Raw genomic sequence first — 14,562 nt, 5'->3', positions numbered from 1 at the left:
ACGAGCAGAAACGTGCCGGGAGCCCAGCGCATGGCGCCGACAGACAGCAAGACCAGGCCGCAATTCTCGCAGCCTTTCCAGCAGTTGCTGTCCATGATCATCGTCGCCGGCCTTGCCTCTGCCGGGGCGGTTCTGGCGCTGCCATTCGTGCTGCCGGTCTTCCTGTCGAACCTCTGGCTGAACGGTTTCATCGGCATCGTCTTCCTTGTCGGCGTGGTCTCCTGCTTCTGGCAGGTGTTCCAGCTGATGGGTTCGGTGCGCTGGATCGAAGGCTTTGCCAATGACGAGAGCGAGACGGTCAACCGGCCGACCCGCCTGCTCGCACCGCTGGCCTCGCTGCTGCGCTCGCGCGGGGCGCGGATGCAGCTGTCGTCCTCCTCGACCCGCTCGATCCTCGATTCCGTCGCCACCCGGATCGACGAGGCGCGCGAGATCACCCGCTATATCGGCAGCCTGCTGATCTTCCTCGGCCTGCTCGGCACCTTCTACGGCCTCGCCACCACCGTTCCGGCGGTGGTCGACACCATCCGCAGCCTCGCCCCGCAGGAAGGGGAAGAGGGTCTCGCCGTCTTCAACCGCCTGATGAGCGGGCTGGAGGCGCAACTTGGCGGCATGGGCACGGCATTTTCCTCGTCGCTGCTTGGCCTTGCCGGTTCCCTGCTTGTCGGGATGCTCGAACTTTTCGCCGGCCATGGCCAGAACCGCTTCTACCGCGAACTCGAGGAATGGCTGTCCTCGATCACCCGCGTCGGGTTCTCCTCGGGCGAGGAGGGCGGCGTTGACAGCAATGCCATCTCGGGCGTCATGGACAACATGGCCGAGCAGATGGAAGCCCTGCAGCAGATGTTCACCCAGTCCGACGCCGGGCGCGCGGTGGTTGACCGCAAGCTCTCGGACCTGATCGACGTCATCTCGGTGATGAATGACAGGCAGGAGCAGAACGAGACCATTGCCACCGCGCTCGACCGGGTCGCCATCGGGCAGGAGACCCTGATCGAGCTGATGCGCGCCCAGGGCCCGGGCGAGGGGATGGATGCCGAAAGCCGGATGCGGCTGCGCTCGATCGACGTGCAGATGCTGCGTATCCTCGAGGAAATCTCCGCCGGCCGGCAGGAGAGCATGGCCGAGCTGCGCAAGGATATCGACCTGCTGGTCAAGGCGCTGGCCCGGCCGCGCGACGTGGTCCGCCCGGTGCGGGCACGCCCGGAGGAGCAGGAGTAGCGCATGGCCCTCTCGCGTCGCACCGGCAACCGCTTCCAGGGCAATATCTGGCCCGGTTTCGTCGACGCGATGACCGGGCTGCTGCTGGTGCTGATGTTCGTGCTGACGATCTTCATGATCGTCCAGTTCGTCCTGCGCGAGACGATCTCGGGGCAGGAGACCGAGCTGCACCAGCTTTCGGACGAGATCGCCGCCCTGGCCAATGCGCTGGGCCTGGAAGAGCGGAAGTCGAAACAGCTGCAGGCCCGCATGGGCGCACTGAACGCCACGCTGGGCCAGACGCAGAGCGATCTGGACGCGGCCCAGGCGCTGGTCGCCTCGCTCACCGCCCGGACCGAGGCGCAGGATGCCGCGCTGTCGCAGGCCCAGGCTCAGATCACCGCCTTCGAGGCGCAGGTCGCCACGCTGATCGCCAGCCGCGACAAGGCGCTGGAAAACATCGCCGGGCTGGAGCGCGAACGGGGCGACCTGCTGTCAGAACGCGACGCGCTGAACGCCGCGCTGGCGCAAAGCCGCAGCGAGATCGACGCCCAGACCGAGGCCGCCCGCCTCGACGCCGCCAAGCGCGAGGCGCTCGAGGCGCTGGTTGCCGATCTCAGGCGCGACACCGCCGCGCAGGCCGGCCAGCTGAGCGCGCTGGAACAGAAGCTCTCGGCCGAGGAAGCCGCCCGCCTGACCGAGGCCGCCGCTGCCGAGGCCCTGCGCAAGCGGCTTGAAAACGCCGATGCCGAGCTGACCGCCATGACCCTCGCGCTGGAGAAGCAGCGCCAGGAGGCCGAGGACACCCTGACCCTGCTCGCCGCTGCAGAGGCGGTGAAGAAAGAGCTCGACGCCCAGCTGACCGAGGCGCTCGACCGGATCGACGCCGCCAATGCCCAGGCGCAGGACCGCGACGCGCTGGCCGAACGGTTGACCCGTGTGCTGGCGCAGGTCGAGGCGCGCGAGGCGGAACTGGCCGAGGCCCGCGCCCGGTCAGACGCGGCGCAGGCGGCGCTGGACGAGACCAGGGGCGACGCCGCCACGCGGATTGCCACGCTCGAGGCGCAGCTGGCCCAGGCGCAGAAGGAGTTGCAGGCGGCAACCGCGGCGGCGAGTGCCAGTGCCGAGGACCGGGCCACGGTCGAAGCGCGGTTACTGGCGGCACTCGACGCGCTGGAAAAGGCCCAGGCCGCCGCCGGCGACGAGGAGGTGCTGCGCGCCCGGCTGCTGGCCGCGCTGGATGCCCAGAAACAGGCCGAATCCCAGGCGGTCGAGCGCCAGGACGAGGCCCAACGCCGCGCCGCGCTGCTGGAACAGGCGCACAAGACCCTGTCCGAACAAGAGCTGAAATCGGAACAGGCCCGCCGCGAGGCCACCCTGCTGAACCAGCAGGTAGCGGCCCTGCGCACCCAGCTTGGCCAGTTGCAGGCGCTGCTCGACGATTACACGGAACGCGACGCTGCGGCCAAGGTGCAGATCCAGAACCTCGGCACCGATCTCAACGCCGCGCTGGCCCGCGCCGCCTCGGAAGAGCGCCGCCGCCGGATGCTGGAAGAGGCCGAGCGCAAGCGGCTTGAAGAAGAGGCGAAGCAACTGGCGCAAGAGGCAGAGGAGGCCCGACTTGCCGCGCTGACCGCCCAGACCCAGGCCAAGGATCTGGAGAAATACCGCTCCGACTTCTTCGGCCGCTTGCGCGACGTGCTCGGCGGGCAGGAAGGCGTGCGGATCGAGGGTGACCGCTTCGTCTTCTCCTCCGAGGTGCTGTTCCCGCCGGGTTCGGCCAGCCTCTCGCCCGAGGGTGAAACCGAGATCGCCAAGGTCGCGCGGATCCTGCGCGCCGTCGCCACCGAGATCCCGCCCGAGATCAACTGGGTGATCCGGGTCGACGGCCATACCGACAACACGCCGCTGGGCGGGGCCGGCAAGTATTCCGACAACTGGGAACTGAGCCAGGGCCGCGCGCTTTCCGTGGTCAAGTTCATGATCTCCTCGCTTGGCCTGCCGCCCGACCGGCTCGCCGCGAACGGTTTTGGGGAATACCAGCCGATCAACCCGGCCGACACGCCCGAGGCGCGCGCACAGAACCGCCGCATCGAGATCAAGCTGACCGAGAAATAGCCCCGCGTTCTGCGCGAATTCGCACAGATCCCGTTTGGCCATCGGCCTGCCGACCTGGAACGGCTTCTGCTATCTCTCTGCCAGCGCCGATGTCCGGCACCCGCATCCAGGAGTCAAAAATGACCTCTCTCGTCTCGACCATCCAAACCCTCGCCGCGCCGGTGGGGCGCCTGCTGCTCGCGGCGATCTTTCTCATTTCCGGCCTCGGCAAGATCTCGGGCTATACCGGCACCCAGGGCTACATGGAGATGATGGGCGTGCCCGGCGGCCTTCTGCCGCTGGTGATCGCCGTCGAAGTCCTTGGCGCGGTGGCGCTGATCCTCGGCTGGAATGCTCGCTTTGCCGCCTTCCTGCTCGGCGGTTTCTCGGTGGTCTCGGGTATCCTGTTCCACCTGGTCCCGAGCTTCGGCATGGAAGGCATGGAAGCGCAGATGCAGTTCATCTCCTTCCTCAAGAACGTCTCGATCGGTGGTGGCATGGGCATGATCGTCGCGCTCGGCGCCGGGGCCTTCTCGCTCGACAACCGTTCGGTCAGCGCAGGCTGATCTCGCGCCTGATCTCGCCCAGCGTCTCGCCCTCGCGGGTCAGGCGCACGGTTCCTAGATACCGCCCCGTCGGCCAGCCGCCGGCGGGGCTTTTCTTTCCGGCCGCGCGAAAGGCCTGGGCCTGGTCCTTTTCCAGCGTCATCGCCTGCTCGACGACCCGCCCGGCCGGGCCATCGACGTTCAGCTCGATCACATCCCCCAACTTGAACCCATAGCCCAGGGCAAAGAGCACCAGGGGCGACCCCGGCTTGATCTCGGTGGCCGCGACACCCATGCGGATATCACCATAATCCGGGATGGCATCGGCAAAGCCCGCGTCCAGCAGGCCTCCCGGCAGGTAGGGTGGGGTCTGCTCCCACAGGTCCGGCTCGCCGGCGGCGCAACTCTCGGTCATTTCGGCGTCGAAAGGGTCGATCTTCTGCCCGTCACGGCGCACCGAGAGATGGACATGGGGGAATTGCGTCATGCCCGACAGGCCGACCTGGCCCAGCACCGCGCCCCGTTCGACGCGCTGGCCGGTGGTCACCGCGACAGACCCCTGCTTCATGTGGCAATACTGGGTCTCCCAGCCATCGTCGTGGCTGACGACGACCCCGTTGCCGCATTCGCGCCCGGCGGTACCGGCGGCGGTCTCCTCGGAATAGAACCGGTCCGGCTCGCCATCGCGCAGTGCCTTGACCACGCCCGGCGCTGCGGCCAGCGCGTTCACGCCTTCCCGCATCTCGCGCAGCGTAGGCAGGGCGAAATCGGTGCCGTCGTGGCCATCATAGCTCAGCCCGCCGCAGCGGAAATCGCGGATTCCGGGGCCGGGGTCGCGGTCGAAATAATTCTGCACGTGGCAGGTTTCGCCCAGGCTGCAGTCGATCGGCAGCCCCAGAACGAAATCGCCCGCCGCGGCGGGCGCGGCGAGCGATATGGCGGCAATGGCCGCACGCAACATCAGTCTGCGGTCAGCAGCGGCGGCTTGTTGCCCGACAGGCGCGGATGCTCGGGCCCGTCGACCTGCAGGTCGAGCTTGCCGTCCTTCACGCTCACCCGGACGTTGCCGCCCTTCGCGAGCTTGCCGAACAGCAGTTCTTCCGCCAGCGGCTTCTTGATGTTCTCCTGGATGACGCGGGCGAGGGGGCGCGCGCCCATCTTGTCGTCATAGCCCTTGTCGGCCAGCCATTCGGCCGCCGGCCGGGTCAGTTCGATCGAGACATGGCGGTCCATCAGCTGGGCCTCCAGTTGCAGGACGAACTTCTCGACCACCTGCAGGATCACTTCCTTCGGCAGCGGCGCGAAGGTGATGACCGCGTCGAGACGGTTGCGGAATTCCGGCGTGAAGGTCCGCTCGATCGCCGCCGTATCCTCGCCCTCGCGGCGGGTACGGCCGAAACCGATGGCTTCCTTCGCCTGTTCCGCGGCGCCCGCGTTCGAGGTCATGATCAGCACGACGTTGCGGAAATCCACCGTCCGGCCGTTGTGGTCGGTCAGCTTGCCGTGGTCCATCACCTGCAGCAGGATGTTGTAGACATCCGGGTGCGCCTTCTCGATCTCGTCGAGCAGCAGCACGCAATGCGGGTGCTGGTCGACCCGGTCGGTCAGCAGGCCGCCCTGGTCAAACCCGACATAGCCCGGAGGCGCGCCGATCAGGCGGGAGACCGCGTGCTTCTCCATGTATTCCGACATGTCGAAGCGCAGAAGTTCCACGCCCAGCGTATCGGCGAGCTGTTTGGCCACCTCGGTCTTGCCGACGCCGGTGGGGCCGGCGAAGAGATAGTTGCCGATCGGCTTCTCGGGCTCGCGCAGGCCGGCGCGGGCCAGCTTGATCGCGCTTGCCAGCGCCTCGATGGCGTTGTCCTGGCCGAAGACGACGCGCTTGAGCGAGCCTTCCAGGTCCTTGAGCACCTCGGCATCGTCCTTGCTGACGTTCTTGGGCGGGATGCGGGCGATCTTGGCGACCACCGCCTCGATCTCCTTGGTCCCCAGCGTCTTGCGCCGCTTGCTCTCCACCACCAGGTGCTGCGCCGCGCCGGCCTCGTCGATCACGTCGATGGCGCTGTCGGGCAGCTTGCGGTCGTGGATATAGCGCGCGGCCAGTTCCACCGCGGTCTTGATCGCATCCGAGGTATAGCGCACGCCATGGTGTTCCTCGAAATAGGGCTTCAGCCCTTTGAGGATCTTCACCGAGTCATCGATCGAAGGCTCGTTCACGTCGATCTTCTGGAACCGGCGGCTCAGCGCGCGGTCCTTCTCGAAGTGCTGGCGGAATTCCTTGTAGGTGGTCGACCCCATTGTGCGCAGCTTGCCGCCTTGCAGGGCGGGCTTCAGCAGGTTCGACGCATCCATCGCCCCGCCGCTGGTCGCGCCAGCGCCGATCACGGTGTGGATCTCGTCGATGAACAGGATCGCATCGCGGTGCTGCTCCAGCTCGCTGATGACGGCCTTCAGCCGCTCCTCGAAGTCGCCCCGATAGCGGGTGCCGGCCAGCAGTGCGCCCATGTCGAGCGAGTAGATGGTGGTCGAGGCCAGCACGTCCGGCGTCTCGCCCGCGACGATCTTGCGGGCCAGCCCTTCGGCGATGGCGGTCTTGCCGACACCGGGGTCGCCTACCAGCAGCGGGTTGTTCTTACGCCGGCGGCAGAGCACCTGGATGCAGCGCTCCACCTCGGCCTCGCGGCCGATCAGCGGGTCGATATCGCCCTCGCGCGACTTGGCGTTCAGGTCGACGCAGTATTTCGACAGCGCGCTTTCCTTCTGTTCGCCCTCGGTCACGCCCTGGTGGCTTTCCTCCGGCTCCTGCGAGGCGCCACTGATCGGGCGGTTCTCGCCATAGGCCGGGTTCTTCGCCACGCCATGCGCGATGAAGTTGACCGCGTCATAGCGGGTCATGTCCTGCTCCTGCAGGAAGAAGGCGGCGTTGCTCTCGCGCTCGGCGAAGATCGCGACGAGCACGTTGGCGCCTGTCACTTCGGTCCGGCCCGAGGACTGCACGTGGATCGCTGCGCGTTGGATGACGCGCTGGAAGGCAGCGGTCGGTACCGCCTCGGATCCGTCGATGTCGGTGACGAGGTTCGACAGGTCCTCGTCGATGAATTCCACCAGCGTGCCGCGCAACTCGGTCAGGTCGACATTGCACGCCTTCATCACCCGGATGGCGTCGGGTTCGTCCAGCAGCGCCAGCAGCAGATGCTCAAGCGTTGCGAATTCGTGGCGACGATCGTTTGCCAGCGCCAGTGCGGCGTGAATCGCGCTTTCCAGGGTGCTCGAGAATGAAGGCACGATGCGTGCTCCTCTTATAGGGCTGGGGAGGGAACAGCGGACACCGGCTCCCCCGGTCCAACCATGTCTTCATAGTGTTAGAGTTTGGTTGATCATTGCGGCGCTTCAAGGTTTTTCTTGTGGAATCCGTTCACATTTCTCCGGGGCGTTGCCGCGACGCGCGGATTTTCGACATCAGAAGCGGTCCTTCCGGCCACGGATCTCCGCAAAGACACGGGCAGGCTCGGCACCGCTCATCCCAAGGTTGCGCTGCACCTCGGGGAGGTGCGCACGCAGGAAGGGATTGGTGGCCAGTTCCAGCGAGAGTTTCGAGGGGACGGTCGGTTTGTTCGCCGACCGGGCGCGGGTGATTTCATCGACACGTGATATAAGCGCTGGGTTGTCGGGTTCAATGGTCATCGCAAAGCGGGCATTGCTCTGCGTGTATTCATGGCCCGAGCAGACGAGAGTTTCGGGCGGCAGCGCCGCGAGCTTGGAGAGCGAGGCCCACATCTGGTCCGGCGTGCCTTCGAACAGCCGCCCGCACCCCAGCGCCATCAGGCTGTCGGCAGTGAAGACCGCGGCGCTTTCGGGCATGTAGAAGGCGATATGGCCAACGGTGTGGCCCGAGACGTCGAAGACATGCACAGGCGCGCCGCCGACGGTGAAAGTATCGCCCTCGGAGACCGCCAGGTCGAGCGGCGGCAGCCGATGCGCGTCTGCCTTGGCGCCGATCACCTTCGCCTTGTGCTTTTCCAGGATCCCCGGCAGCCCGTCGACGTGGTCCCAGTGATGATGGGTCAGCAGCACATGCGTCAGGTTCCAGCCCTTTTCTTCCAGCGCCGCCAGGATCGGCCCCGGTTCGGACGCGTCGATCAGGGCCGTCTCGCCGCTTGCCGCGTCATGGGCAAGAAAGGCGTAGTTGTCCGACAGGCAGGGGATGGTCAGGATTTCAAGAGGCATGGCCTTTCGCCCTTTCATGGTTAACACTGCGCCGGGGGACAGCTTGGCCCATCGCCCGGGGAGCCGCAATGCATCTTGATGTGCAGGATCTGCGCAACTTCTATTACCGTAGCACGCTGGGCCGCGCCGCCCAGGCCTCGGTGCGCGGCCGGCTGCTGGACATCTGGCCCGAGGCGAAGGGCCAGACCGTCGCAGGCTTCGGTTTCGCCGTGCCGCTCCTGCGCCCCTACCTGGCCGAGGCGCGTCGGGTCATCGCCCTGATGCCGGCGCCGCAGGGCGTGATGGTCTGGCCGGCGGGGATGCCCAATGTCTCGGTGCTTTCGGAAGAAACGCTCTGGCCGCTGGAAACCGGCCGCGTGGACAAGCTTGTCGTGATGCACGGGCTGGAGACCTCCGAACGGCCCTCGGCGCTGCTCGAGGAATGCTTCCGCGTGCTGGGACCGGGCGGCAAGGCGGTGTTCATCGCCCCCAACCGCGCGGGCCTCTGGTCGCGCTCAGACCGCACGCCCTTCGGCTATGGACGGCCCTACACGCTTGGTCAGCTCGAGAGCCAACTCAAGGCGCACAGCTTCCTTCCGGAACGCCACGCCACAGCGCTTTATCAGATGCCGTCGGAACGGCGGTTCTGGCTCAAGACCGGACCACTGATGGAACGGATGGGCCGCCGGCTGCCCTCGGTCTTTCCCTGCGGCGCCTTCCTAGTCGAGGCCAGCAAGCGGGTGCAACCGGCCAGCGGCAACCCCGTGCGCAGCTCCATCCGCAACCCGCTGCCGGTGCTGCAACCCAAACCGGAAACCTCGCCGATCTGAGCCGCGACCGTTCCGCCGGTGATTCACCGAAATGGCCGCGAAGCGGTCCCAAAGCGCCCCTTCGCGCGCAGGAATCGGGCTTCACGGAGGCAAATTATGGATTTTTTGTAATGTTATATGCGGAGCAAACCGTCGCACCCCGATCAACCTATTGAAAACGCGTTAATAACTACTTCCGCCTCGTTCAAGAAGCTGTATTGCGGGCCAAGGACCGCTCTGTTACATCGGCCCTGATTTTGCGACCCCGCCTTTCGGTGGGGTTCTGTCACGCCCCCGGAGATCGCGCGTCGCGCGGCAAACCGGGGCCAAAATGTCGGAAGGGTGGACGTGTCCGAACCAGCTTCGATTTCCGCCGGCATAGCAGGACGCTATGCCACCGCGGTCTTTGAGATCGCGCAAGAAAGCAAAGGCCTCGATCAGCTCGAGTCCGGGGTGAACGCGCTGGCCGATGCGCTGGCCGAAAGCGCCGATCTGCGCAACGTTATCTCCTCGCCGCTGATCTCGCGCGAGGAACAAGGCAAGGCCATCGCCGCCGTTGCCGCCAAGATGGGGCTTGCCCCGGTGCTGACGCAGGTGCTGGGCCTCATGGCCGAAAAACGCCGCCTGTTCGTCGTGCCGCAGATGCTGGCCGCCCTGCGCGCCCTGCTTGCCGATCACCGCAACGAAGTGGTGGCCGAAGTGCAGAGCGCCGTGGCGCTGACCAAGAAGCAGACCGAAGCGCTTGCCGCCACTCTGAGCAAGAATGTCGGAAAGTCGGTGAACATCCGTGCGACCGTCGATGAAAGCCTCATCGGCGGTCTTGTCGTCAAGGTGGGCTCGAAGATGATCGATACCTCGATCCGCTCGAAGCTCGACTCCCTCCAGAATGCCATGAAAGAGGTCGGATAAATGGGTATCCAAGCAGCGGAAATTTCTGCGATCCTTAAGGACCAGATCAAGAACTTCGGCCAGGAAGCCGAAGTGGCCGAAGTCGGCCGCGTGCTGAGCGTCGGCGACGGTATCGCCCGCGTCTACGGCCTCGACAACGTCCAGGCGGGCGAGATGGTCGAATTCCCCGGCGGCATCATGGGGATGGCGCTGAACCTTGAAAGCGACAACGTCGGCGTCGTGATCTTCGGCTCGGACCGGGACATCAAGGAAGGCGACACCGTCAAGCGCACCAAGTCGATCGTGAGCGTTCCGATCGGTGACGAGCTGCTCGGCCGCGTGGTCGACGGCCTCGGCAACCCGGTCGACGGCAAGGGCCCGCTCAACGCCACGAAGACCGGCGTTGCAGACGTCAAGGCACCGGGCATCATTCCGCGTAAGTCGGTGCACGAGCCGATGGCAACTGGCCTCAAGTCGGTCGACGCCATGATCCCGATCGGCCGCGGCCAGCGCGAGCTCATCATCGGCGACCGCCAGACCGGCAAGACCGCCGTGGCGCTCGACACCATCCTGAACCAGAAGTCCTACAACGACGCCGCCGGCGATGACGAGAGCAAGAAGCTCTACTGCATCTACGTCGCCATTGGCCAGAAGCGCTCGACCGTTGCGCAGCTGGTGAAGCGTCTCGAGGAAACCGGTGCGATGGCCTATACCACCATCGTCGCCGCAACCGCGTCCGAGCCCGCTCCGATGCAGTTCCTCGCACCCTACGCCGCGACCGCAATGGCGGAATACTTCCGCGACAACGGCCGCCACGCCCTGATCGTGTACGATGACCTGTCGAAACAGGCCGTCGCCTACCGCCAGATGTCGCTGCTGCTGCGCCGTCCGCCGGGACGTGAAGCCTATCCGGGCGACGTGTTCTACCTGCACAGCCGCCTGCTCGAGCGTTCGGCCAAGCTGAACGAAGACTTCGGCGCCGGCTCGCTGACCGCTCTGCCGGTCATCGAAACCCAGGGCGGCGACGTGTCGGCCTTCATTCCGACCAACGTGATCTCGATCACCGACGGCCAGATCTTCCTGGAAACCGAACTGTTCTACCAGGGCATCCGTCCGGCCGTGAACACCGGTCTGTCGGTTTCGCGCGTGGGCTCCTCGGCCCAGACCAACGCGATGAAGTCGGTCGCCGGCCCGGTGAAGCTGGAACTCGCACAATACCGCGAGATGGCCGCCTTCGCCCAGTTCGGTTCCGACCTCGACGCCGCCACCCAGCGCCTGCTGAACCGTGGTGCCCGTCTGACCGAACTGATGAAGCAGCCGCAGTATTCGCCGCTGACCAACGCCGAGATCGTCTGCGTGATCTACGCCGGCACCCACGGCTACCTCGACAAGCTGCCCGTCTCGGACGTCGGCCGCTTCGAGCGCGGTCTGCTGGCCTTCCTGCGTGGCAAGCGCAAGGACATCCTTGACTGGCTCACCACGGCCGACCCGAAAATCAAGGGCGCGGACGAAGAGAAGCTCAAGGCAGCCTTGGACGAATTCGCCGCCGACTTCGCGTAAGGGAGAGATAGGCTCATGCCAAGTCTCAAGGACCTCAAGAAACGGATCGAGTCGGTCAAGTCGACCCGCAAGATCACCAAGGCCATGCAGATGGTCGCGGCGGCCAAGCTCCGCCGCGCCCAGGACGCGGCCGAAGAGGCTCGGCCCTACGCCGAGCGCTTCAACGCGGTGATGGCGGAACTGGCGGCTTCGGTCGGTTCGGACGGAAGCGCACCCCGGCTGCTCAGCGGCACGGGGAGCGACAAGGTGCATCTGCTCGTCGTGCTGACCGCCGAACGCGGGCTGTGCGGTGGCTTCAACTCGAACATCGCGCGTCTTGCCAAGGCGCAGATCGAGAAGCTGAAGGCGCAGGGCAAGACGGTCAAGATCCTGACCGTCGGCAAGAAGGGTCGCGACGCGCTCAAGCGTGACTACAGCGCGCTCTTCGTCGGCCACGTCGACCTCGGCGAGGTCAAGCGCATCTCCTATGGCGATGCGCAGGGCATTGCCGCCGACGTGCTGCGCCGCTTCGACGCCGGCGAATTCGACGTTGCGACGATCTTCTACTCGAAGTTCGTCAACGTGGTGACGCAGATCCCGACCGCGCAACAGGTCATCCCGGCTGCCTTCGAGCAGGCCGAGAGCACCGGCGCCAGCACCGTGTTCGACTATGAACCGGGCGAAGCCGAGATCCTGGCCGACCTGCTGCCCCGCGGCGTGGCGACCCAGATCTTCAGCGCGCTGCTGGAAAACGGTGCGTCGGAACAGGGTGCCCGGATGAGCGCGATGGACAACGCCACGCGCAACGCGGGCGAGATGATCGACAAGCTGACGATCCAGTTCAACCGCTCGCGTCAGGCCGTCATCACCAACGAGCTGATCGAAATCATTTCCGGCGCCGAGGCGCTGTAAGAGAAAAACCGGAGACGAAACATGGCTGCAAAAGGCAAAGTCACCCAGATCATCGGCGCCGTCGTCGACGTGCAGTTCGATGACGCGCTGCCCGAAATTCTGAACGCACTGGAAACCACCAACAACGGCAAGCGCCTGGTGCTCGAAGTCGCCCAGCACCTGGGCGAGAACACCGTCCGCACCATCGCAATGGACGCGACCGAAGGTCTCGTCCGCGGCGAGGCAGTGGTCGACACCGGCAAGCCGATCTCGGTTCCGGTGGGCAACGCCACCCTGGGCCGCATCATCAACGTCGTCGGCGAGCCGATCGACGAAAAGGGCCCGGTGAACGCCGACGAATTCCGCCCGATCCACGCTCCGGCACCTGACTTCGCCGCCCAGTCGACCGAGTCCGAGATCCTCGTGACCGGCATCAAGGTGGTTGACCTGCTGGCGCCCTACTCGAAAGGCGGCAAGATCGGCCTGTTCGGTGGCGCCGGCGTGGGCAAGACGGTTCTCATCATGGAACTGATCAACAACATCGCCAAGGTGCACTCGGGCTTCTCCGTGTTCGCGGGTGTGGGTGAACGGACCCGTGAAGGGAACGACCTCTATCACGAGATGATCGAATCCAACGTGATCAAGCCGGACAACCTGGCCGACTCGCAGGTGGCCCTGGTGTACGGCCAGATGAACGAGCCTCCGGGGGCCCGTGCCCGCGTTGCTCTTACCGGTCTGACCCTTGCAGAACAGTTCCGCGACCAGTCCGGGACCGACGTTCTGTTCTTCGTCGACAACATCTTCCGCTTCACCCAGGCGGGTTCGGAAGTGTCGGCGCTGCTCGGCCGTATCCCCTCGGCCGTGGGCTACCAGCCGACGCTGGCAACCGACATGGGCGCGCTGCAGGAACGCATCACCTCGACCAAGTCGGGCTCGATTACCTCGGTGCAGGCCATCTACGTTCCCGCGGACGACCTTACCGACCCCGCGCCGGCAACCTCCTTCGCCCACCTCGACGCGACCACGGTTCTCAACCGTGCGATCTCGGAAAAGGGCATCTACCCGGCCGTGGACCCGCTGGACTCCACCTCGCGCCTGCTTGACCCGGCGGTTGTCGGTGAAGAGCACTACAAGGTGGCAACCGACGTTCAGAAGATCCTCCAGCGCTACAAGTCGCTGCAGGACATCATCGCCATCCTTGGGATGGACGAACTGAGCGAAGAGGACAAGCTGACCGTGGCCCGCGCCCGCAAGATCGAGCGCTTCCTCAGCCAGCCCTTCGACGTGGCCCAGGTCTTCACCGGCTCGCCGGGCGTCCAGGTTCCGCTGGAAGAGACCATCTCGTCCTTCAAGGCGGTTGTTGCCGGCGAATACGATCACCTGCCCGAAGCTGCCTTCCTCATGGTCGGCGGCATCAGCGAAGTGATCGCCAAGGCCGAACGTATGGCCGCCGCCGCGGCCTAAGGAGCGCCCTCATGGCAGAGACGATGCAATTCGACCTCGTGAGCCCCGAGCGGAGCCTGGCTTCGCTCAAGGTGCGCGAGGCGCAGATCCCCGGAGCAGACGGGTACATGACGGCGATGCCCGACCATGCGCCGGTCATCACCACCCTGCGCCCCGGCATCCTCAAGGTCGACGGGCCGAGCGGCGCTGCCGAGTATCTGGTCTCGGGCGGTTTCGCCCAGATCAACCCGGATGGCGTCTCGGTCCTGGCCGAGAAGGCACTGCCGCTGGGCGAGGTCACGCGGGCCCATCTCGACGAGATGATCGAGGCCGCCCGCGCCGCGCACGAAAAGGCACGCGAGACCTTCAAGAACGAGCCGGGCCCGGTCGATGACGCAGCCAAGCTGCTTGCCGACATGATCGCCCTCGGCGACCACATCCGGATCTGACCGCTCGGTCACCGGACGGAAACAGAAGAACCGGTCCTGCAACAGGGCCGGTTCTTTTCTTTCACGCTTTCGACGGATTCAGCTGCTAGCCCTTGGGCCAGAGCAGCTGTCCACAACCTGGCAAGGGCATGAAGAAACTTCGCAGCCACCTCATAGGGATCGATCAGGGCGACGTCGTGGTCTTCGCCGAATTCGACACCGGCGGAGACATGTGGACCGGCTCCGGCCCGCGCGAACGCCGCCGCGCCGTCACCTTCTCCGAACCCTTCCGCGCGCCGCCCACGGTGCAGGTGGCCGCCACGCTCTGGGACATGGACACGCAATCCGCCGTCCGCGCCGAGCTGGTGGCCGAGAACGTCACCGAGACCGGCTTCGATGTGGTCTTTCGCACCTGGCTCGACACCCACGTGGCGCGTATGCGCGCAGGCTGGACGGCGATTGGCGAACTCGCGGGCGAGGACGACTGGGATATCGCCTGAGCCCACCACAGGGCAA

13 protein-coding genes are annotated in these 14,562 nt (G+C 65.8%); 10 read left to right on the top strand and 3 right to left on the bottom strand.

Going from position 1 to position 14,562, the window contains the following annotated elements:
* The first annotated feature begins 30 nt into the window (after positions 1–30).
* The 3 genes from IE266_RS21075 (at position 31) to IE266_RS21065 (ending at position 3,863) form a co-directional block, all read left to right on the top strand.
* Positions 31–1,221 carry a biopolymer transporter ExbB gene (locus tag IE266_RS21075; RefSeq protein WP_189682107.1) on the top strand — a complete coding sequence of 397 codons (1,191 nt, stop codon included), beginning with the start codon at positions 31–33 and terminating at the stop codon, positions 1,219–1,221.
* A gap of 3 nt (positions 1,222–1,224) precedes the next feature.
* On the top strand, positions 1,225–3,318 hold the full coding sequence (locus tag IE266_RS21070) for a peptidoglycan -binding protein (RefSeq protein WP_189682106.1): 2,094 nt from the start codon (positions 1,225–1,227) through the stop codon (positions 3,316–3,318).
* A gap of 119 nt (positions 3,319–3,437) precedes the next feature.
* A complete protein-coding gene (locus IE266_RS21065; protein WP_189682105.1) occupies positions 3,438–3,863 on the top strand; it encodes a DoxX family protein in 426 nt (141 codons plus the stop codon).
* Here the strand turns inward: IE266_RS21065 and IE266_RS21060 are convergent.
* From IE266_RS21060 to gloB, 3 genes are all read right to left on the bottom strand, one after another.
* Complete coding sequence (locus tag IE266_RS21060) at positions 3,850–4,803, bottom strand: M23 family metallopeptidase (protein WP_308434616.1); 954 nt, start codon at positions 4,801–4,803, stop codon at positions 3,850–3,852. The two genes, IE266_RS21065 and IE266_RS21060, sit on opposite strands and share 14 nt — an antisense overlap.
* Positions 4,803–7,127, bottom strand: coding sequence for an ATP-dependent Clp protease ATP-binding subunit ClpA (gene clpA, locus IE266_RS21055; protein ID WP_189682103.1), 2,325 nt, complete (start codon positions 7,125–7,127; stop codon positions 4,803–4,805). Before clpA ends, IE266_RS21060 begins: the two co-directional genes overlap by 1 nt.
* 174 nt (positions 7,128–7,301) lie before the next feature.
* Complete coding sequence (gene gloB / locus IE266_RS21050) at positions 7,302–8,069, bottom strand: hydroxyacylglutathione hydrolase (RefSeq protein ID WP_189682102.1); 768 nt, start codon at positions 8,067–8,069, stop codon at positions 7,302–7,304.
* A 68-nt stretch (positions 8,070–8,137) separates the two neighbouring features.
* Here gloB and IE266_RS21045 point away from each other — a divergent pair, with 68 nt between their 5' ends.
* The 7 genes from IE266_RS21045 to IE266_RS21015 all read left to right on the top strand — a co-directional run bounded on the left by IE266_RS21045 (position 8,138) and on the right by IE266_RS21015 (position 14,546).
* Positions 8,138–8,878 (top strand): class I SAM-dependent methyltransferase, encoded by a 741-nt coding sequence (locus tag IE266_RS21045; protein ID WP_189682101.1) that lies wholly within the window; start codon positions 8,138–8,140, stop codon positions 8,876–8,878.
* A 327-nt stretch (positions 8,879–9,205) separates the two neighbouring features.
* Entirely contained in the window at positions 9,206–9,766 is a 561-nt protein-coding gene (locus IE266_RS21040) for a F0F1 ATP synthase subunit delta (protein ID WP_189682100.1), read from the top strand.
* A complete protein-coding gene (atpA, locus tag IE266_RS21035; protein WP_189682099.1) occupies positions 9,767–11,305 on the top strand; it encodes a F0F1 ATP synthase subunit alpha in 1,539 nt (512 codons plus the stop codon).
* Between the two features lie 15 nt (positions 11,306–11,320).
* The gene (locus IE266_RS21030) at positions 11,321–12,196 is read left to right on the top strand and encodes a F0F1 ATP synthase subunit gamma (RefSeq protein ID WP_189682098.1); all 876 of its coding nucleotides are present in this window, start codon (positions 11,321–11,323) and stop codon (positions 12,194–12,196) included.
* Positions 12,197–12,217: 21 nt separating this feature from the next.
* Positions 12,218–13,639: a F0F1 ATP synthase subunit beta gene (atpD, locus tag IE266_RS21025; RefSeq protein ID WP_189682097.1), complete on the top strand. Its 1,422-nt coding sequence runs from the start codon at positions 12,218–12,220 to the stop codon at positions 13,637–13,639.
* An 11-nt stretch (positions 13,640–13,650) separates the two neighbouring features.
* Positions 13,651–14,067, top strand: a complete 417-nt coding sequence (locus tag IE266_RS21020; protein WP_189682096.1) for a F0F1 ATP synthase subunit epsilon — start codon at positions 13,651–13,653, stop codon at positions 14,065–14,067.
* A 128-nt stretch (positions 14,068–14,195) separates the two neighbouring features.
* Positions 14,196–14,546 carry an H-type lectin domain-containing protein gene (locus IE266_RS21015; protein ID WP_189682095.1) on the top strand — a complete coding sequence of 117 codons (351 nt, stop codon included), beginning with the start codon at positions 14,196–14,198 and terminating at the stop codon, positions 14,544–14,546.
* The last annotated feature ends 16 nt before the right edge of the window (positions 14,547–14,562 follow it).

This window comes from Seohaeicola zhoushanensis (assembly GCF_014656415.1).
Lineage (GTDB): Bacteria > Pseudomonadota > Alphaproteobacteria > Rhodobacterales > Rhodobacteraceae > Seohaeicola_A > Seohaeicola_A zhoushanensis.
The sequence above is the reverse complement of the archived record's forward strand: the minus strand, read 5'-3'. Positions and strand labels throughout refer to the sequence as shown.

What these genes read in the sequence shown, in the direction of transcription:
- IE266_RS21030 (WP_189682098.1), top strand. Translation starts at nt 11,321, where the DNA reads ATGCCAAGTCTCAAGGACCTCAAGAAACGGATCGAGTCGGTCAAGTCG.
- atpD (WP_189682097.1), top strand. Translation starts at nt 12,218, where the DNA reads ATGGCTGCAAAAGGCAAAGTCACCCAGATCATCGGCGCCGTCGTCGAC.
- IE266_RS21075 (WP_189682107.1), top strand. Translation starts at nt 31, where the DNA reads ATGGCGCCGACAGACAGCAAGACCAGGCCGCAATTCTCGCAGCCTTTC.
- atpA (WP_189682099.1), top strand. Translation starts at nt 9,767, where the DNA reads ATGGGTATCCAAGCAGCGGAAATTTCTGCGATCCTTAAGGACCAGATC.
- IE266_RS21020 (WP_189682096.1), top strand. Translation starts at nt 13,651, where the DNA reads ATGGCAGAGACGATGCAATTCGACCTCGTGAGCCCCGAGCGGAGCCTG.
- IE266_RS21015 (WP_189682095.1), top strand. Translation starts at nt 14,196, where the DNA reads ATGAAGAAACTTCGCAGCCACCTCATAGGGATCGATCAGGGCGACGTC.
- IE266_RS21065 (WP_189682105.1), top strand. Translation starts at nt 3,438, where the DNA reads ATGACCTCTCTCGTCTCGACCATCCAAACCCTCGCCGCGCCGGTGGGG.
- gloB (WP_189682102.1), bottom strand. Translation starts at nt 8,069, where the DNA reads ATGCCTCTTGAAATCCTGACCATCCCCTGCCTGTCGGACAACTACGCC.
- IE266_RS21060 (WP_308434616.1), bottom strand. Translation starts at nt 4,803, where the DNA reads ATGTTGCGTGCGGCCATTGCCGCCATATCGCTCGCCGCGCCCGCCGCG.
- IE266_RS21045 (WP_189682101.1), top strand. Translation starts at nt 8,138, where the DNA reads ATGCATCTTGATGTGCAGGATCTGCGCAACTTCTATTACCGTAGCACG.
- IE266_RS21070 (WP_189682106.1), top strand. Translation starts at nt 1,225, where the DNA reads ATGGCCCTCTCGCGTCGCACCGGCAACCGCTTCCAGGGCAATATCTGG.